This is a genomic window from Marinobacter sp. DUT-3 (genome assembly GCF_050379435.1).
In the GTDB taxonomy this organism is placed as follows: Bacteria; Pseudomonadota; Gammaproteobacteria; order Pseudomonadales; family Oleiphilaceae; genus Marinobacter.
In genome coordinates, this window is the sequence record NZ_JBNRMG010000003.1 from 629,161 (window position 1) to 648,678 (window position 19,518).

14 protein-coding genes are annotated in these 19,518 nt (G+C 57.4%); 8 read left to right on the forward strand and 6 right to left on the reverse strand.

All coding sequences use genetic code 11. From position 1 onward, the window contains the following. Positions 1-22: 22 nt before the first annotated feature. The 3 genes from ACQUWM_RS08265 to ACQUWM_RS08275 form a co-directional block, all read right to left on the reverse strand. The gene (locus ACQUWM_RS08265) at positions 23-2,179 is read right to left on the reverse strand and encodes a carboxy terminal-processing peptidase (RefSeq protein ID WP_428921802.1); all 2,157 of its coding nucleotides are present in this window, start codon (positions 2,177-2,179) and stop codon (positions 23-25) included. Between the two features lie 259 nt (positions 2,180-2,438). Beyond that, positions 2,439-4,589 carry a 3-hydroxyacyl-CoA dehydrogenase NAD-binding domain-containing protein gene (locus ACQUWM_RS08270; RefSeq protein ID WP_428921803.1) on the reverse strand — a complete coding sequence of 717 codons (2,151 nt, stop codon included), beginning with the start codon at positions 4,587-4,589 and terminating at the stop codon, positions 2,439-2,441. A gap of 33 nt (positions 4,590-4,622) precedes the next feature. Then, positions 4,623-5,831, reverse strand: coding sequence for an acetyl-CoA C-acetyltransferase (locus ACQUWM_RS08275; RefSeq protein WP_406987729.1), 1,209 nt, complete (start codon positions 5,829-5,831; stop codon positions 4,623-4,625). Positions 5,832-6,018: 187 nt separating this feature from the next. Between ACQUWM_RS08275 and ACQUWM_RS08280 the strand changes: the two genes are divergently transcribed. After that, the gene (locus tag ACQUWM_RS08280; protein ID WP_428921804.1) at positions 6,019-6,282 is read left to right on the forward strand and encodes a late competence development ComFB family protein; all 264 of its coding nucleotides are present in this window, start codon (positions 6,019-6,021) and stop codon (positions 6,280-6,282) included. Positions 6,283-6,293: 11 nt separating this feature from the next. On the opposite strand, the gene ACQUWM_RS08285 is transcribed toward ACQUWM_RS08280, so the two are convergent. Further along, positions 6,294-8,765, reverse strand: coding sequence for a DUF349 domain-containing protein (locus ACQUWM_RS08285; RefSeq protein WP_428921805.1), 2,472 nt, complete (start codon positions 8,763-8,765; stop codon positions 6,294-6,296). Positions 8,766-8,937: 172 nt separating this feature from the next. Between ACQUWM_RS08285 and ACQUWM_RS08290 the strand changes: the two genes are divergently transcribed. Further along, on the forward strand, positions 8,938-9,423 hold the full coding sequence (locus tag ACQUWM_RS08290; protein ID WP_406999864.1) for a regulatory protein RecX: 486 nt from the start codon (positions 8,938-8,940) through the stop codon (positions 9,421-9,423). An 11-nt stretch (positions 9,424-9,434) separates the two neighbouring features. Here the strand turns inward: ACQUWM_RS08290 and mltF are convergent, their stop codons facing one another. Continuing rightward, complete coding sequence (gene mltF, locus ACQUWM_RS08295; protein ID WP_428921820.1) at positions 9,435-10,913, reverse strand: membrane-bound lytic murein transglycosylase MltF; 1,479 nt, start codon at positions 10,911-10,913, stop codon at positions 9,435-9,437. Positions 10,914-11,292: 379 nt separating this feature from the next. On the opposite strand from mltF, the gene purL reads away from it, so the two are divergent. Together purL and ACQUWM_RS08305 are read left to right on the forward strand one after the other, a co-directional pair. Beyond that, positions 11,293-15,198 (forward strand): phosphoribosylformylglycinamidine synthase, encoded by a 3,906-nt coding sequence (gene purL / locus ACQUWM_RS08300; protein WP_428921806.1) that lies wholly within the window; start codon positions 11,293-11,295, stop codon positions 15,196-15,198. A 438-nt stretch (positions 15,199-15,636) separates the two neighbouring features. Next, a complete protein-coding gene (locus ACQUWM_RS08305) occupies positions 15,637-15,948 on the forward strand; it encodes an NGG1p interacting factor NIF3 (protein WP_406999867.1) in 312 nt (103 codons plus the stop codon). Between the two features lie 6 nt (positions 15,949-15,954). Here ACQUWM_RS08305 and ACQUWM_RS08310 read toward each other — a convergent pair whose 3' ends face one another. Beyond that, the gene (locus tag ACQUWM_RS08310) at positions 15,955-16,503 is read right to left on the reverse strand and encodes an NUDIX hydrolase (protein WP_406987718.1); all 549 of its coding nucleotides are present in this window, start codon (positions 16,501-16,503) and stop codon (positions 15,955-15,957) included. Positions 16,504-16,600: 97 nt separating this feature from the next. On the opposite strand from ACQUWM_RS08310, the gene ACQUWM_RS08315 reads away from it, so the two are divergent. The 4 genes from ACQUWM_RS08315 to purT are packed head-to-tail and all read left to right on the forward strand — an operon-like array spanning position 16,601 to position 19,138. Further along, a complete protein-coding gene (locus ACQUWM_RS08315) occupies positions 16,601-17,206 on the forward strand; it encodes an NUDIX hydrolase (protein WP_406999869.1) in 606 nt (201 codons plus the stop codon). A 1-nt stretch (position 17,207) separates the two neighbouring features. Further along, positions 17,208-17,741, forward strand: a complete 534-nt coding sequence (locus ACQUWM_RS08320; RefSeq protein WP_406999870.1) for a gamma carbonic anhydrase family protein — start codon at positions 17,208-17,210, stop codon at positions 17,739-17,741. Beyond that, positions 17,738-17,920: a DUF1289 domain-containing protein gene (locus tag ACQUWM_RS08325; RefSeq protein ID WP_406999872.1), complete on the forward strand. Its 183-nt coding sequence runs from the start codon at positions 17,738-17,740 to the stop codon at positions 17,918-17,920. Before ACQUWM_RS08320 ends, ACQUWM_RS08325 begins: the two co-directional genes overlap by 4 nt. 27 nt (positions 17,921-17,947) lie before the next feature. Beyond that, entirely contained in the window at positions 17,948-19,138 is a 1,191-nt protein-coding gene (purT, locus tag ACQUWM_RS08330) for a formate-dependent phosphoribosylglycinamide formyltransferase (protein ID WP_428921807.1), read from the forward strand. Positions 19,139-19,518 lie beyond the last annotated feature (380 nt).

Genomic DNA, 19,518 nt, shown 5'->3' on the forward strand with positions numbered 1-19,518 from the left:
GGTCGGGCGCCAGGCGCTGCTCTCAGCGCGCCTGGGCAGTGATTTGCCTGGGGTTCAGGATAGACGCCATGCGTTGGTCCAGCTCGAGCATGTCGGCCATGATATGGCCGCCCTCACGGATGATGAAATCAAGCTCTTCATCGGTGCTGTCGAGATCTGCGGCCTGCATATCCTGCCAGTCATCCAGTTCTTCCAGTGTGTCGAACGGCTCTTCACCACGGAGCTCGCGCCGTGCATTGGCGATGGTCAGCCGTGTGCGCTCGATCTGGGACTGGTGTTCCTTGCGTTGTTCATGGTTCAGGCTAACGGATTCCATTTCCCGCTGTTCCTTCAGGAAATCAATTTCCTGCTGCAACAGGCGGAATTCCGGACTGGTTTCAAAGCGCTCGTCGTGGCGCTTGCGCAGTTCGTCGATAATGCCGCTGAAATCAAAATACCGGGCGTGGGGGACTGCCTCTATCTGATCCCAGGGCAGGGCGTGATCAAGGGCATCTTCCCCAATGCGGGTTTTATCGACCCGGGACGGAATCTCGATATCGGGGATGACGCCTTTGTGTTGTGTGGAGCCACCGGATACCCGGTAAAACTTCGATTGGGTAATTTTCAGCTGACCGTGGTTCAGCGGGCGCACTGCCTGTACGGTGCCCTTGCCGAAGGTCTGGGAACCGACGACCAGGCCGCGGCCATAGTCCTGTATGGCGCCAGCGAAGATTTCAGAGGCAGACGCGCTCATGCGATTGACCAGCACGACCAGCGGGCCGTCGTAGGTTACCGAGGGGTCTTCATCGGTAAGGACCTGCACGTCGTTATTGGAATTGCGGATCTGCACCGTGGGGCCCTGATCGATGAACAGGCCCACCAGGTCATTGGCTTCGTGCAATGCACCGCCGCCGTTGTTTCGCAAATCCATCACCACCCCGTCGACGCCGTCTTCCTTGAGTTCTTCAATCAGGTTGCGGACATCGCGGGTGGTACTCTTGTAGTTGGGATCGCCTTCCTGCATGGCCTGAAAATCGGCATAGAAAGTGGGAATGTTAATAACGCCAATACGGTAACTCTCGCCGCCGCGGTCAAGCTCGATAACGTCCTTGCTGGCGCTTTGTTCTTCCAGTTTTACCTTGTCGCGCTTGATGGCGATGGTCTTGGTGACGGTTTCGTCCGTGGCGCTGGCGGGAACAACTTCCAGGGTCACCGTGGATTCCCGGGGACCGCGAATCAGGTCCACCACTTCATCCAGGCGCCAGCCGATGACGTTGACCGGCTTTTCTTCATCTTCCTGGGTCACGGAGACGATGCGATCCGCCGGTTTTAGCTGGCCCTGCTTGGCTGCGGGGCCGCCAGGAACCAGTCTGACCACTTTGGTGTATTCATTGTCGGACTGTAGCACCGCGCCAATACCCTCGAGGGACAGGCTCATGTTGATGTTGAAGTTCTCGGAGGTGCGCGGTGAAAAATAGGAAGTGTGGGGGTCCCACATGCCAGCGAAGGCGTTCATGTAGGCCTGGAATGCGTCCTCGCTGCGGGCCTGGTAGGCACGCTTGAGCTGGCCTTCATAGCGCTGGCGCAGGCTATCTTTAATGGCTTCGTCGTCTGAGCCATTCAGTCGCTGCGCCAGAACGGCGTTCTTGACTCGTTTCACCCAGAGTTCGTCCAGGGCTTCTTTGTTGGGTTCCCACTCGGCCCCTGAGCGATCCAGGAGAATGGTTTCCTCGGCATCGAAGTTGAGATTGTCGATGCCCTCGTCAATAAGTCCGAGAGCAAAGTTGAGGCGCTCAATAATGCGCTGCTGGACCAGGTTGTAAATATCAAACCCCGGCTGGAGTTGCCCGGTCTTCAGGGCGGAACCGAGCCCCATGCGGATTGCCGAAAACTTCTGGATGTCCTCCTGGGTGAGGTAGATTCGCTGGCCATCCAGATAGTCCAGGTAGGCATCGAAGACATCACCGGAGAGGGAATCATTGATGCCCAGATCCCGGAAATGGGTGAACTGAAGCTGGCGGGCGATCAGTATATTGGCGCGCGCCTGCTCTACCGTGGGAGTGACAGGTTCGTACTGTGCGTCCCGATCGATAGCGCCAGAGACTGAAAACGGCATGGCCAGCATCAGGGCGAGGGTGATGCCTTTTGCCAACGGCCGGGCTTGCATGTTTCTGGTGATCAATCGTTGCGCAATGCTCATAAACGTTTTACCTGACGGTGCATGGCAATACAGATATGCCTGGCGGGTAAGCTGCGTGGGTAGGTACCCCTGAAACAGATACGCCTGAACGGTATCGCCGGATTTGGCTTATGAATTTATTGTAGGCAAGCGTAATGGCGGTTGCCATAGCCCCGACGTATCGGTTCGTGACAATCTGTCCATGATGTGGGCAGGTTTGTCGTTGGATCAGGAAAACGCAGGGAGGGGCGGGGGCCATATAGCCCCCGCCTTGCACCGGTTACGAGAACAGGGCGCTGGTTTCGGCCTTTTCCAGCAGCAGTGCCGGAGGGGCAAATCGGTCACCGTACTGATCCGCCAGTTCTTTGGCTCGTTCTGCGAAGGCCCTCACGCCATACTGGTTGATGAACTGGATGGCGCCACCGGTCCAGGGGGCGTAACCAATGCCGAATATGCTGCCGATGTTGGCGTCTTCCACGGTTTTGAGTACGCCTTCTTCCAGGCAGCGGACCGTCTCGATGGCCTGAATAAACAGGATACGATCCTTCAGGTCCTGGAGCCTCACAGTGCTGGCCTTGCCGGCATCCACGTACAGGTTTTCCAGCTCCGGCCACAGATACTTCTTGCCATTGGCGGGATACTCATAGAACCCGGCGCCGGCGGCCTTGCCCTTGCGGTTATGGGTATCCACCATCTGATCAATCACGGCCTCCGCCGGGTGCGGCTGCCAGGTGCCGCCAGCGGCTTCGGTGTCCTTCTTGCTCTGGGCGCGGATGTGCTGCATCAGGGTCATGCTGACTTCATCGGAGATCGCCAGGGGCCCGACGGGCATACCGGCAAGTACGCCCGCATTTTCGATGCTGGAGGGATGCACCCCTTCGCCCAGCATGGAGATTCCCTCGTTTACGAAGGTGCCGAACACCCGTGAGGTGAAGAAGCCACGGCTGTCGTTGACCACAATGGGGATTTTGCCAATCTGCTGAACGTAATCGAACGCTCTTGCCAGCGTCTCATCGGAGGTTTTCTCGCCCACGATGATTTCCACCAGCTGCATCTTGTCCACCGGGGAGAAGAAGTGCAGGCCGATAAAGTTATCCGGCTTGGCGGAAGCCTCGGCCAATTGCGTAATAGGGATGGTCGAGGTGTTGGAGGCAAAGATACCGTTGTTCACCAGTTTGGGTTCGGCTTCCTGGGTGACCTTGGCTTTCAGGCCGCTGTCTTCGAAGACGGCTTCGATCACCAGATCGCAACCTTCCAGATCGTCGGCAGAGTCCGTGGCCTTGATGCGGCCCAGGACTTCGGCTTTCTGCTCTTCGGTCATGCGGCCACGGCTGACCTTCTTGGTTAGCAGTTTTTCGGAGTAGCTTTTGCCTTTCTCGGCGTTTTCCACTGATACGTCCTTGAGGACAACCTCAACGCCGCGGGTAGCGGTGGAGTAGGCGATGCCAGCGCCCATCATGCCGGCACCCAGAACACCCACCTTCTTGAAGGTTTCCTTTTCGACGCCCTCAGGGCGGCTGCCACCGGCGTTAATGGCGTTGAGCTGGAACCAGAAGGTGCCGGTCATGTTCTTGGCGACCTGGCCAATAACCAGTTCGGCGAAATACCGGGTTTCGATCAGACTGCCGTTGTCGAAGTCCACCTGAGAGCCTTCCACCGCGGCGGAGAGAATGCGCTCCGGTGCCGGGTAGCAGCCCTTGGTCTTCTGTTTGAGCATCGCCGGGGCAATGGCCAGCTTCTGTGCCATGGCCGGGTGATGGGGCGCACCGCCGGGCAGTTTGAAACCTTTCTGATCCCACGGTTGCTGGCACTTGGGATTGGCTTCGATGAAGGCCCGGGCCTTGGTCATCATGTCTTCCGGTGATGACGCCAGCTCATTGACGATGCCGGCTTTCAGCGCGGCCTTGGGTTTGACCTTCTTGCCTTCCATCAGGAACGGAAACGCGGCTTCCAGGCCGATCATCCGTGGCAGACGCTGGGTGCCGCCACCGCCGGGCAGCAGGCCCAGAGTGACTTCGGGCAGGCCCAGCTGGATGCTGTCGTTGTCCAGCACAATGCGGTGATGGCAGGCGAGGGCAATCTCCAGACCGCCACCAAGCGCAGAGCCGTTAATGGCAGCAACAACCGGCTTGCCACAGGTTTCCAGCGCCCGCATTTCGGCTTTCAGGCCGTTAACCATATCTTCGAAAGCCTGTGCATCGTCGCGGGTGACTTTGTGCAGCTCTTTCAGGTCGCCACCGGCGAAGAAGGTTTTCTTGGCGGAGGTAACGATAATACCGCGGATGTTTTCGAGGTCTTCTTTGACCTTTGCAACGGTCTCGGTCAATCCCTGGCGGAAATCCGCATTCATGGTGTTGGCGGACTGGCCGGGCATATCAATGGTCAGGGTCAGAATCTGGTCTGAACCCAGTTCGTATCGGATGGCGCTCATAATTCGGTTCTCCTGTCAGAAAAAGTGTCGGGCTCAGATGCGCTCGATGATGGTGGCAATACCCATGCCGCCGCCCACACACAGGGTGGCGAGACCGAAGCGCAGTTCACGGCGTTCCAGTTCATCGAGCAGGGTGCCCAGGATCATGGCGCCGGTGGCACCCAGCGGGTGGCCCATGGCGATGGCGCCGCCGTTGACGTTCACTTTTTCATCCGGAACAGACAGCTCCTTCTGGAAGCGCATAACCACGGAGGCAAACGCTTCGTTTACTTCAAACAGGTCGATCTGATCGACGGTCATGCCGGCCTTTTCCAGGGCCTTGCGGGTAGCAGGGGCAGGGCCGGTGAGCATGATGGTGGGATCGGTGCTGGTGACCGCGGTTGCCACGATGCGTGCCCGGGGTTTGAGCCCCAGGGCTTTGCCCTTGGCTTCGCTGCCAATCAGCATGGCGGTAGCGCCGTCCACAATACCGGAGGAGTTACCGGCATGGTGTACGTGGTTGATCTTCTCCACGTAGTGGTATTTTTCCCGTGCAACACCGTCGAAGCCCATCTCGCCCATCATCTGGAAAGAAGGCTTCAGCCCGGCGAGAGATTCAACCGTGGTGTTGGCGCGGACCTGTTCGTCGCGATCCAGGATAACCACGCCATTCTGATCAGTCACGGGGATGATGGATTTGACGAAATGGCCCTTTTCCCAGGCACTGGCTGCCTTTTGCTGGGATTTCACCGCGAAACCATCCACATCTTCACGGCTGAAGCCTTCGATCGTTGCGATCAGGTCAGCACCGATACCCTGCGGCATGAAGCCGGTGTGCAGGTTGGTTGCAGGGTCCGTTGCCCAGGCGCCGCCGTCGGAACCCATGGGCACTCGGGACATGGCTTCCACGCCGCCGGCCACGACCATATCCTCCCAGCCTGAACGGACTTTCATGGCGGCGAGGTTGACCGCTTCCAGGCCGGAGGCACAGAAACGGTTCAGGGTGACGCCGGCCACTTTTTCATCCCAGTCGGCGGCCAGGGCTGCGGTCTTGGCAATGTCTGCCCCCTGATCGCCAACGGCGGTGACACACCCCATCACGATATCGTCTACCTGGGCAGTGTCCAGGCTGTTTCTCTCCTGCAGTGCGTTGAGAACGGTGGTCAGCAGCGTGATGGGCTTGACGCTGTGCAGGGAACCGTCTTTCTTGCCGCGCCCCCGGGGGGTGCGTACTGCATCGAAGATATACGCTTCGGTGGTCATTGCTATTCCTCTGGTGGTTATTGTTTCGGGACGATAGTCCGATGCATTAACCATAGCGGGTTGCAGGCACCGTGGGTAATGACGCGGGCTGCCAATCGTATTGGCGAAAGTGCTCACCGGGTCCATGACAAGGGAGCTGGGGAGATCTATGGTTTAACTACAGGCAACTCGAAACAGGAGGCTGAGAATGTCCCTGAGAGATGCGGTCGACAATTTCTATGAAAGGCTGGTGGTGGATGCAATCGATGCCACCCGGCAGGATTCCGATACTGCCGACTTCCTGACGGATGTGATGTGCGTTGCCCTCAATCGGTTACCACCGCGATATTACTGCCACTCTATCGATATGATGTTCTACCTGGGGGATGACGAATTAAAGAGTATGAAGCAAAAATCCCTGGCTGCCGTTAAGGAAGCCAGGGATTTTGTGGCGAACCATCAGAGGAACTGAGGGCGTGACCTTCAGCCCAGCAGCGTTTCCAGTGCCGTGTTAAGGCGCGTCGCCAGATCATCGTCAAGCGCTTCCTGGGGTTGCTGGATGCACCAGTTCGCCACCAGGCTTTCCAACTGACGATTCTTGTCGCTATCCGTACCTCCTGTATTTCCCATACCGTCCGCCAGGCGCTGTACCTGAATTTCCATTCGCCGCCCCTGATCCGATTCAGGGGAGGGCGCGCCGGTCAGAATCTCTGCGCGGATGACCAGCTCCCTGGCGTCCATGGTGTCAGGCTCGTCGGCCAGCGCCGGCCATGCTGCTGGGATGCTGTCGTTGTCCTGATTTCCGGCAAGCCGGGCCTGGACGTGGTCCTGCCAGGATTGCACCTTGCTTCGGGTTTTAAGGTCTTCCAGCATGCCCGACAAGCGGCGCTTTTGCTCCCCGATGCGATCCCGGACTGATTGCGAGACGGGTTCCGACGCCAGGGTTTTGAGATCACCCAGCGCGTTTTCGATGACGCCGGTATCGATTTCATCACCATTCAGGGTTTCACAGGACGCGATCACCGCTTCCACCCGCTCGTCGGCCTCTCGTGCGGCCTGTTGTTGCTCGGACTTCCGGGCATCGCGGCGGGCGAAGATCTCGTCACAGGCTTTGCGGAATGCCTGCCAGAGCTTGCGGTCCTCCCGGTGTCGGGTGATGCCGATCTGTTTCCATTCAGTCTGTAATGCCTTGGCCTGATTCATCGCGTCGGTCAGGGGTTCATGGTTGATCAGGGCGTTGGCGCGGTCGACGATGTCCTGTTTCAGCGCTTCGTTCTTCTGGCGCTCTGTATTCAGAGGGTCTTCGAGTTTTTTCAGTAATGCGTCAAAGCGTTTCTGTACCGGCCGGTTGTCCCGGAACTCAATGGGCCAGGCCGCTTTCCATTCCTGGCGCGCTGTCTGGTGTATACGCTCCGCGGTTTTCCAGTCGATCGCGGACCAGTCGGCGGCGCCGAGGAAGGTTTCCAGCTCCTCGCAGATCGCTTTGCGCTTTTCCAGGTTGGCCTGTTTGAGGCCGGACTTGGCTGAAAAGTAGGCTTTGCACGGTTCATATGCCTTGTCTGATGCGGCTTTGAAGCGAGTCCAAAGCGCCCGGTCAGACGAACCGCCCAGCTCTCGCCATTCGTTCTGAAGCTCGTGTATGCGCTCGGCTTTGGCTTCCGGCTCCATTGGCTGGGTGGCCAGATATTCCATCTGTTCACACAGGGCTATCTGTTTGGGTTCGGTCGCAAACCCCTGCCAGTCTGTCAGTTCGCGGAGTTGCCCGCCCAGCAGTTGCATACGTGCCTGGAATGGTTTGCCGTGCCGGTGATCCAGATCCCTGAACTGGTGCTGGGCGTGTTTGAACAGCTGTCTGGATTCCTTGAGCTGCTTGGCTTCAAGCGCAGCGTCCAGCTTCTCCAGGGTGGTTTTCAAGGCATCAGCCTGTTGTTTCTGTTCCTTGCTGTCCCGCTGGGGGGCCGGTTTTGTTTTGGCCGTGCCGGCTAGTTTACAGACCGTCTCCAACTGGGCGGGGCGACTGAAGTCTGTTGGCCAGTCGATGGTCTTGATCAGTTCCCGGGCCTCGTTCTGCGGATCTCCATCCGCGGACGGGTTTTCCGTCAGGGCAGACAGCTGGTCCCGGTGCTGGGTAAATCGCTTCAGCGCCCCGATGTAATTGCGCAGCGGTTGCATGCAGCTTTCGTAGGTTTTCTGTTCGTGCTTTTCAACCGACGTTTCGCGGGTGGCTTCCAGCCAGCGGTTTTCCTGGGTCTTTTGCAGCGCATCCAGTGTAGAAAGGGAGGGTGCCTGGTCCGGTGATTGTTGTCGGAGCTCGTCCAGGGTTGCTTGCAGCAGTTCAAGGGTTTCGGTGCGTTGTTTCTGTTGCTCCTGCTGGCGCAGGGTCTGCTCGGCCTCGGCCTTCAGGTGCTCGACCCGTTCGCGGCAGCGGTGAACGGCTTCGAGGAATTTGGTGGTTTGCTCACTGGAAGCTTCATGCTCTACTTCGGCCCACTGCCTGAGCAGAGCGTCCAGGCGGGCTTCGTAGAGTTTGGTGTCTTCGCTGCGGGCCTGGTCTCCCGCCTGGGCCACCAACGTTTCTATGCGTTCCCGGGTTTTCTGTTGCTGTTCTTCTTCATGGCGGATTTCCTGCAGGGCCTGGCGTACCAGCTGATAGACGGCCTTATCGCGCCCCTTGGCTTCTTTCTGCACCCGTTGCAGAGCGGACTTGTCGGTAATCTGGCGGGCTGCCTCGGTACGCAGGTCAGCGGTTAACCCGCCAATGGCCAGCTGCTCCAACTGATCCCCGGTTGGAGAGCCCGATAATTGCTGCTTTTGTTCCTCAAGCTGCTCTTTCCTCAGGTCCACTTCCGGTGTCTCTTTCTGTTGCACCGGCGCGGCTTTTGCCCGACCCGGTGTCGCGCCTGATTTTCCGGTGGATTTACGGTTTTTGAACAGTTTCTGGATGAATGCAGCCATCAGGGTATCCTTGAATATTGAAACCAGTTCCCGGTGTGGGGCACAGTGTGCCGGCACCGACCATCGGCATCCCATGGCAGGGGGCCGGAGAAGTCAGGGGTTGCCTGAATATCAGGCATCCGCTTTGGCGCACTAGTCTAGCGTTTTGTCTGCGTTTGCGGGAAGGGTCAGAATGGGAAAACAGGAAAATCCGGAGGATCTGGAATACAGGGCCCGCTCGGCAGCGCTGCGGTTGCTGGCCAGGCGAGAGCACAGCAGGCTGGAACTCAGTCTCAAGTTGCGGCAACGAAAAATCCCCAGTGAGGTGATTGAGCCGGTGCTGGATGACTATGAAGCGGAAGGCTGGCTGGATGATGACCGTTTTGCCGATATCTACGCCCGCCAACGCATGGATCTTGGTTACGGTCCGCTCCGCATCCTTGCCGAGCTTCAGCAGCGAGGCGTGCATCATACCCCGGCCTGTGTGAACGATCTGAATGACAAAGACTGGTCGGAGCGGGCTATCCGGTTGCGTCTGAAACGGTTTGGCGGAATCGATATCCGTGAGGACTGGGAGGAGAAGGCGCGCCAGGCGAGGTTCCTGACGCGACGTGGGTTCGCTTCGCCTCATGTCGAGGCCGCGCTTGATTATGTGGAGCGGGAAGGCGGGGAGTGGTGATGCCCCGACCGTTATAGGGTGGGAGGAATCATTCCCAGCTCTCGCGGTAACATGGCTCTCATGCCGTCTTCGGACCCGGAACTGGCGGAACCGTCGCTGGTCTCAGCCCCGTCCAGATCGACGAACCAGGGCTCTTTCGGTGCGGGGCGTTCTTCTTCCGGTTCCGTCATCCAGGCCAGAACGTCGTAGTAGCGGCGGATGTTTTGTACATAGATCACCGGTTCGTGCCCCCGGGCATACCCATAACGGGTCTTTGTGTACCATTCTTTCTGCGCCAGCAATGGCAGAAATTCCTTGACGTCCATCCAGCGGTCCGGATTCCTGCCAGCGTCTTCTGTCAGTCTTCGTGCGTCTTCCAGATGGCCGAAGCCCACGTTGTAGGAAGCCAGTGCGAACCAGGTCCGGTCTGGTTCCGGAATGCGGTCTGGGATCTGGCGGTGAACGAAAGTAAAGTACTTCGCGCCGCCATGGATGCTTTCTTCCGCATCCAGCCGGTTGTTGATGCCAATCTGGCCCGCGGTATTCCGTGTCAGCATCATCAGGCCCCGGACTCCGGTGGGAGATACGGCATTCGGGCGCCAATGGGATTCCTGGTAACCGATCGCAGCCAATAATCGCCAGTCAATGCCGTATTCCTCAGCATAGCTGCGGAAAAGCGCTTCATATTTTGGCAGGCGATTATTGGCGTGGTGAGCGAAGGTGCGGGCACCCACGTAGTTGAGTCGGTCAAGGTGGCCGTAAAACCTCTCGGACAGCTGTGCGAGCGTGCCGTCGTCACGGAGCTGGTTGAGAAAATCCCGTGCGGCTGTTGTCAGTGAATCGTCCTGCTCTGCGGGGAAAAGCCAGGCCAGTTCTTCCGGTTCGCCCAGGGAAAAGGATTCCTTCACCTGCGGAAAGTAGACGTGGTTCAGGTCCAGCTCGTTCGACGACACAATGGCCGTGGTGAATTCCCCGGACTCCACGCGTGCCAGGACGCCGGCTGCATCCAGCGTGGCGTGAACCTGCCAGTTCAGATCCGGGTGCTTTTCCCGGAGCTCCAGCAGTCTGTGTTCGTGGTTGCTGTCGGCCACCAGGTGCACGGTGGTGCCGGCCAGGTCTTCAGCGGTTTCCGGGCGGTCAGTGCCCCGGTGGTAGACAACCACGGACTCGGCCTCAATTCCTGTTGGCAATGCGTGATATTTCTCAGCCAGCCCGGGACGATTCGACAGGCCCGTCAGGCCAATGTGCGCGAAATTGCGATCGAGAACAGACAGGATTTCGGTATTGTTCTCGGCCACGCGTACTCGAAGCTCCACGCCCAGCTTCTCTGCAAAACGTTTGGCGAGTTCGTAGTCATACCCGGTGATGCCATCACGCCCCTCAAAGTATATGGACGGGGCAGTGCGGGTAATAATATGCAGTACGCCTTCCGAGCGGATCTCCTGCAACGTGGTCGGCCTGGAGCATCCGCCTGCCAACATGATAATGGCGAAAGGCAATAGCCAGCGCATCCATCGGCTGCCGGCATACCATTTTAGTTTTGACAAATCCCTGGTCTCCCCTGGAACTGCTGCAGGACCCTGAGTGTACGACCAACCTCTGCTGGAGCGATCACCGTTGAAGCCAATATGCAGGTTGATCCGAGTTCTTTGCTGACGGCGGCGTCCGTTGCCGCAAAACCATGATCTCCGGTCCGGTCTTGCTGGTCAATAAACGTGGTCAATTAATATGCAAAACAATGTCAATTGTACATGGCCGTAATTACACGTGTGGCGCTGTATCCCTGCCACGCTTTCAAGTATCATGGCGGCCTTTCAGATGGCCGGGTGCCTTCTGCCAGTTCTGGCAGCTGCCCTGACCTCCCAGTTTCGCGCGATACAGGTTTCTATCATGCTTGAACTTCGCGGCGCTCCCGCGCTTTCGCCTTTCCGCTCCAGTAAATTGCATGCTCGCATTCAGGACGTTGTGCCAGAGGTTGAGCACGTCTATGCCGAGTTCATGCACTTCACCGATCTGGAGTTTGAGCTTTCCGAGCCGGAACAGGCCATTCTGGACCGATTGCTGACCTACGGGCCGAGTGTGCAGGTGGAGGAGCCCGAGGGCGTTCTGTTTCTCGTTGTTCCGCGCCCCGGTACCCTGTCTCCCTGGTCGAGCAAGGCAACGGACATCGCCCGTAATTGCGGCCTGCGTCAGATTCGTCGGATTGAGCGGGGTATTGCCTATTACGTCCGCGCCAACCGCAAGCTGAACCTGGCCCAGCGCGAGAAAATCGCCGCCCTCCTGCATGACCGTATGACCCAGAAAGTATTTCATGAAATGGGCGGCGCGGAATTACTGTTCAGTCATGAAGAGCCCCGTTTGCTGAACCGCGTGCCAGTCCTGGCCGGTGGTCGCGATGCTCTGGTCGAGGCCAACCAGTCGCTGGGGCTGGCGCTGGCGGAAGATGAGATTGATTATCTGGTGAAGTCGTTCACGGAGCTGGAGCGCGATCCCACCGACGTGGAGCTCATGATGTTTGCCCAGGCGAACTCCGAGCACTGCCGCCACAAAATCTTCAATGCTTCCTGGGATATCGATGGGGAAGGACAGGATAAGTCCCTGTTCGCGATGATTCGCAACACCTATGAAATGAACAGTGAAGGGGTGTTGTCCGCCTACAAGGACAATGCCTCCGTTATTCGTGGCAGCCGTGGTGGCCGTTTCTTCCCGGATCCTGAGACCGGTATTTACGGGTACAACCAGGAAGACATCCACATCCTGATGAAGGTGGAAACCCATAACCACCCCACAGCGATCGCGCCTGCTGCCGGGGCCGCGACTGGCTCCGGGGGCGAGATACGTGACGAGGGCGCAACCGGTCGCGGTTCGAAGCCAAAAGCCGGGCTGGCGGGCTTCACGGTGTCGAACCTGAATATCCCCGATGATCCGCAGCCTTGGGAAATCGGTTACGGCAAGCCGGACCGCATTGCCTCGCCTCTGGACATCATGATTGAGGGGCCGATTGGCGGCGCTGCATTCAACAACGAATTTGGCCGTCCGAATCTGGCCGGTTACTTCCGCACCTTTGAAGAGCTGGTGCCAGGCGCGGCCGGTGAGGAAGTTCGCGGTTATCACAAGCCCATCATGATTGCCGGTGGTCTCGGCAACATCCGGGGCGAGCATGTAGAGAAAGGCAATATTCCGGTCGGCGCCAAACTGATTGTGCTTGGTGGTCCGTCCATGCTGATTGGCCTCGGTGGCGGTGCCGCGTCGTCCATGGATTCCGGCGCCAGTAACGAAAACCTGGATTTTGCCTCGGTACAGCGTGATAACCCGGAGATGGAGCGCCGTTGCCAGGAAGTGATTGACCGCTGTTGGCAGATGGGTGAGAACAACCCCATCGCCTTCATTCATGATGTCGGTGCCGGTGGCCTGTCGAACGCCATGCCGGAACTGGTCAAGGATGGTGGTCGTGGCGGCAAGTTTGAGCTGCGCGATATCCCCAGCGATGAGCCGGGCATGTCCCCGCTTGAGATCTGGTGCAATGAATCCCAGGAACGCTACGTCATGGCAGTGGCAGCGGAGAACCTGGAACAGTTTGATGCGCTGTGCCGTCGTGAGCGTTGCCCTTACGCAGTCATTGGTGAAGCCACCGAAGCGCATCACCTGGAGCTGGGTGACTCCTATTTTGATGACAAGCCCGTTGACCTTCCCATGGACGTGCTGTTCGGCAAGCCGCCGCGCATGCACCGTAGCGTGTCCCGGTCTTCTTTTACCAAGCCGATCTTCGACTCCACCAAGGTGGATCTGAACGACGCTATCCGGCGGGTATTGCGATTGCCATCGGTTGGCTCCAAGAGTTTCCTGATTACGATCGGGGATCGTACCATCACCGGGCTGGTGGCCCGGGACCAGATGGTCGGACCCTGGCAGGTGCCGGTCAGCGATGTGGCTGTTACGGCAAGCTCTTTTGATGTCCGTACCGGTGAAGCCATGGCGATGGGTGAGAGAACCCCGGTCGCCGTGATTGATGCTCCGGCTTCCGGACGCATGGCCGTGGGTGAGGTGATCACCAACCTCGCCGCGGCGTCCATTGCGGAGCTGTCAGATATTCGCTTGTCCGCGAACTGGATGGCTGCAGCGGGCCACCCGGGTGAGGATGAAAACCTATACGAAACCGTTCGTGCGGTGGGCATGGAATTGTGCCCCGAGCTGGGCATTACCATCCCGGTGGGCAAGGATTCCATGTCCATGAAAACCGTCTGGGACGAAGACGGCGGTGAACAGAAGAGCGTGACATCGCCACTGTCCCTGATTATCAGCGGTTTTGCTCCGGTTACCGACGTGGCACGAACGCTGACTCCGCAGCTGAAAACGGATGCCGGCGACACCGACCTGATCCTGATTGATCTGGCCGCGGGGCAGAACCGTCTTGGTGGGTCGGCCCTGGCGCAGGTATATCGCCACGTAGGCGCTGTTGCTCCCGACCTGGACGACCCTGAGGATATCAAGGCGTTCTTTGCTGTCATTCAGGGGCTCAACGGCGACAATAAACTGCTGGCCTATCACGATCGCTCGGACGGCGGGCTGTTCGTAACCCTCGCCGAAATGAGCTTTGCGGGTCACACCGGCATCGACATCAAGCTGGACGGGCTGGCAGAAGAGGCCTCCCAGTTTGCCCGGGAGCTGTTTAACGAAGAGCTCGGGGCTGTCATCCAGGTGCGCCGCGAAGACACCGATTTTGTACTGCAACAGTTCTCCGGAGCCGGTCTTGGCGATCATACCTCGGTGATTGGTTCTTTGAGGGAAGACGATCGCGTCCGCTTTACCTTTGAAGGCAAAGCGGTGGTCGATGAAGCCCGGGCTGATTTGCAGCGGTTGTGGGCGGAAACAAGCTATCGCGTCCAGTCCCTGCGTGATAATGCCGAGTGCGCGCAGGAAGAGTTCGACAACCTGCTGGATCGGGAAGATCCCGGGCTCAGTATCGATCTCAGTTACGATATCAATGAAGACATCGCTGCTCCGTTTGTGAACACCGGTGCCCGGCCAAAGGTCGCCGTGCTCAGGGAGCAGGGTGTTAATGGTCAGGTTGAAATGGCGGCGGCCTTCGATCGGGCTGGATTCGAGTCGGTTGATGTTCACATGAGTGACCTGCTGTCCGGTCGCATTTCGCTGGAAGGTTTCAACAGCCTTGTGGCGTGCGGTGGCTTCTCATACGGTGACGTACTGGGAGCGGGCGAAGGCTGGGCCAAGTCGATTTTGTTCAGCGATCGTGTCCGGGACCAGTTTGCGGCATTCTTCAACCGTCAGGACACCCTGGCGCTGGGTGTCTGTAACGGCTGTCAGATGCTCTCCAACCTCCATGAACTGATCCCGGGCAGCGAAGGGTGGCCACGCTTTGTGCGCAACCAGTCAGAGCAGTTTGAAGCGCGCCTGGTGATGGCCGAAGTCATGCCTTCTCCGTCTGCGTTTATGGACGGTATGGCAGGCTCGAAGATGCCCATTGCGGTTGCCCACGGTGAGGGCCGCGTCGAATTCGGTGGTGCGGCTTCCGCTGCGGCTCTGGAGGAAAGCGAGCTGGTGGCCTTGAGGTATGTGGATAATCGCGCCCAGGCGACCGAGCGGTACCCCTATAACCCCAACGGTTCCGAGGCTGGCATTACCGGTGTGACCACGCGTGATGGCAGGGTCACTATCATGATGCCTCACCCTGAGCGGGTGTTCCGGGCGGTTCAGCATTCCTGGCGTCCTGGCGAGTGGCAGGAAGACGGACCCTGGATGCGGATGTTCCGCAATGCGCGTCGCTGGTTTGGCTGATCGCTTTGCTTGAATCGGGAACCGGCCTGAGGAGTTGCAAAACTGCAAGTCTTCAGGCCGGTTTTTTTGTGCCTGCAAGTCTCAAGTCTGTGCATAATTCAAGGGGAATTTCTCCTGGAAATGCTATTTTTTCTCTTGACTCATTACGTTTATGCACATTGTTGGTGCCCTGTTGTGTGATCCATGAGCAATTAGATGATTTTTGGTTCAACTTTTAATCGACTTTGTTAACTGATTGATAAATAAAGATTTATTGCTTTAGGTGAATTTGTCGCCAATTTAACGAAAGTGCAGTAATCACGGGGGATGGGGGCGTGTACCCAAAAACTTTCCCCAGAGTTATCCACAGATTCTGTGGGTAAGTGGGTAAATGCTTAATCTGTACAAAAAATATCCGACGTTGTTGGGGCGGATGTTTCGTTTCGAGGAGTGAAAGCCATGTACAAGCTTTGTTATTTCGTGCCGGAAACACACCTGGAACAAACCAAAGCGGCGCTATTTGAAGCCGGGGCGGGCCGCATCGGTGATTACGACTGTTGTGCCTGGCAATGTCGGGGGCAGGGGCAGTTCCGTCCCCTGGATGGCAGTCAGCCATTTCTTGGTCAGCAGGGCGAGCTGGAAGTGGTGGATGAATACAAGGTTGAGCTGGTATGTAAAGACGAGCTCATCGGTGAGGCGCTGGAAGCGTTCAAGAAGGCGCACCCCTATGAGGAGCCCGCCTACGAAGTCTACCGAATGGAGGCTATGTAGCGGGTCTTACGTGCGGGCTTTGATTGAGTAGCGAATGTCACTGACATGTACCTGGAAGGATTCGCGTCTCAGATCTTCCAGGTAGAGCTCCAGGGTTTTCCGGACCGTCGGAAATGAAATCTCGTCCCATGGAATGTCATCAAGGTCGAACAGCTGGGTTTCCAGGGATTCCTCACCGGCCCCGTAGGTGCCGTCGATCAGCGTCGCACGATAGAACATGTGTACCTGATTGATGTGAGGGACATCGATAATCGTGTAGAGGCCATCAATGTTGACCTCGGCCAGCGCCTCTTCCCGGGTTTCCCGGGCGGCGGCTTCGATGGTGGTTTCCGCGTTTTCCATGAAACCGGCCGGCAGGGTCCAGTAACCATAGCGAGGTTCGATGGCGCGCCGGCAAAGCAAAATGCGGCCTTCCCAAATGGGAACCGTGCCCGCTACGATACGGGGGTTCTGGTAATGTATGGTTTCGCAGCTCACGCACACATAGCGGTGGCGGTTATCTCCCTGGGGAATTCGTTGTTCAACAGGATGGCCGCATGTGCTGCAGTATTTCATGGGTTTCACCGTATACTTATAAAATGTTTGGTAGCAAGTTTAACGATCTGCGCTGCCGCTGTCTCATTCAATAGCCAGTCGTAATTGGAGCAGGGTTTTGCACGACCTCCTTAAAGAACGGCTTGCCGGATACGCGCCCCGTCAACTGGCGTTGGATTATCCGGAGGCCGGAATTCTTGTACCGGTTACAGACGACCAGCGGAATCCCGAAATGGTGTTCACGCTGAGGTCGTCCAATCTCAATACCCATCGAGGGCAGGTGGCTTTCCCTGGCGGTAAGCGGGATGTGTCCGATCCTTCCCTGGCGGCAACAGCACTTCGGGAGACACACGAGGAAATCGGATTGCCCCCGGATCAGGTGCGGGTAGTCGCACCACTGAGTCAGGTTATGTCGCGGTATGGGATCTTGGTGACACCATACGTGGGTGTGATTCCCGGCGATCATCCGTTGACTGCGAATCCCTATGAAATCGAGAGTATTTTTCGGGTCCCTCTGGAGTTTTTTCTGGAGGACAACAGGGAGCGTACGGATGCTCTCGATTTTCTGAATCATACTTTTTATGTTCCCTGTTACCGATGGGAGCGTTACCAGATCTGGGGGTTGTCGGCTGTGGTGCTGGTCGATTTTCTCAACGCCGTATACGGCGCTGGTATTGATCTTCTGGAACCACCCACTCCCAAAACTTCCCGCACAGGAGGCTGATATGTTTTATTCGCTGGGCGATCGCAAGCCAGAGCTGGAGGGCGCTGGTCAGTATGTCGCCGACAACGCAACGGTTATTGGCAGTGTCCGGTTGATGGACAAGGCCAGTGTCTGGTTTAACGTGGTCATCCGTGGGGATAACGATCTGATTACGATTGGTCCCGAATCCAATGTGCAGGATGGCTCAGTACTTCATACCGATCCGGGGATCCCTCTGACCCTCGGTCGCGGTGTTACGGTTGGCCACAAGGCGATGCTTCATGGCTGCAATATCGGTGACTATTCGCTGATCGGTATCAATGCCGTGATCCTTAACGGTGCAAAGATCGGCAAGCACTGCCTGATAGGGGCCAACACCCTGATACCCGAGGGTATGGAAATTCCCGATGGCTCCATGGTTGTTGGGTCGCCTGGCAAGATCAAGCGCGAACTGAATGACAACCAGAAGAAGATGCTGGAGCTCAGCGCCCTTCATTATGTCGAGAATGCCGAGCGCTATCTTGGTCAACTGGCACCGTATGAGCCTGAACAATGAAAGTTGCTGATAAGGTGCGCTCCCCGTGCGTCAGTGTCTGCGCTCTTGATGCCAATGATGTCTGCATCGGATGCCATCGGACCGGTGATGAGATCATGCGCTGGACCCGGATGACCAATGATGAGCGCCGTGAAGTTCTAAAGAAAGTTGCCAGGCGTGAAGAGAAAGTTGCGCTGTAAACCTTGAAGCTACAGGAACCCTGAACGATGTCTGAAACCGTGCGCATTGGTACGCCGTTGAAATCAAATGCCTTCAAAGTCCTGTTCTGTGGCTCTGGGGAGCTGGGGAAGGAAGTTGTCATTGAGCTCCAGCGTCTTGGCGTCGAGGTAATAGCAGTTGATCGCTACGCCAACGCGCCGGCGATGCAGGTGGCCCACCGTAGTCATGTCGTGGATATGCTGGATGGTAAGGCGCTTCGAGCGATTATTGAGCAGGAACGCCCCAATCTGATTGTTCCGGAGATCGAGGCGATTGCAACGCCGGAACTGGTGGAGTTGGAGAAAGAAGGGTATCGGGTTATACCGACGGCCCGGGCGGTCAATCTCACCATGAATCGTGAAGGGATCCGGCGGCTTGCCGCAGAAGAGTTGGGGCTGCCTACTTCACCGTACCGGTTTGCGGAAACCCGGGAAGATTATCTGGCGGCGGTCCGGGAAGTTGGTTTGCCTCTGGTGGTGAAGCCGGTGATGAGTTCATCTGGTAAAGGACAGAGCACCGTCAAAACAGAAAGCGATATAGAGGCGGCCTGGGAATATGCGCAAACCGGCGGCAGGGCAGGTAAGGGGCGAGTGATTGTTGAGGGCTTTGTGGATTTTGATTACGAAATCACATTGCTGACGGTGAAGCACCGGGATGGTATCTCCTTTTGTGATCCGATAGGTCACCGTCAGGAGGACGGTGATTACCGGGAGTCCTGGCAACCGCAACCAATGAGTGCAAAAGCCCTGGCCCGCTCAAGGGAAATAGCGGAAGCCGTCGCGGGCAATCTTGGCGGTTATGGCGTATACGGGGTTGAGCTTTTCATAAAGGAAGACGATGTATGGTTTTCCGAAGTGTCACCTCGCCCCCATGACACCGGCCTGGTGACGCTGGTTTCCCAGGATCTGTCTGAGTTTGCACTGCATGCCCGTGCAATCCTCGGGTTGCCGGTACCGGCGATTCGCCAGCAGGGGCCTTCCGCCTCAGCCGTGATCCTCCCGGAAGGGGATTCTTCAGAGGTGTCCTATACCGGCCTTGAAAATGCGCTGGCTCATCCCGATACCCAGTTAAGGCTGTTTGGTAAGCCGGAACTGAAGGGGCGCCGCCGCATGGGTGTTGCCCTTGCGAAAGCGGAATCGATAGAAGAAGCACGGGCAAAGGCAACCGGTTCCGCAGCAGCCGTAAAAGTGGATATATAGTGGGGCAGTGACGGTCTTTGGAAAAAGTTTCAAATGAACCGTTGACACCTCGCCTGAGCTCTGTAGAATGCGCATCTCTTTCGAGGGGTAAGCCACTTAGGCGACTCCGGATTCGGAAGGCAACTGTTTGAAAGTATTGAAGAAAATGAGTTTCAAATTTCTTCAGAAAGCAGTTGACAAGGTGGCGGTTCAGTGTAGAATGCGCGCCTCGATACAGCAGTAAGCCGGTTCATTTTTCGGCGGTTTCCGGAGACGGAAACAACGGAAAATAAACGGTTGACAAGGCGGCGGAGCGATGTAGAATACGCCACCTTGATCGGGCAAGCCCCGAACGCTCTTTAAAAAGTTAACCAAGTAATTCGTGTGGGCGCTGGCCGAGG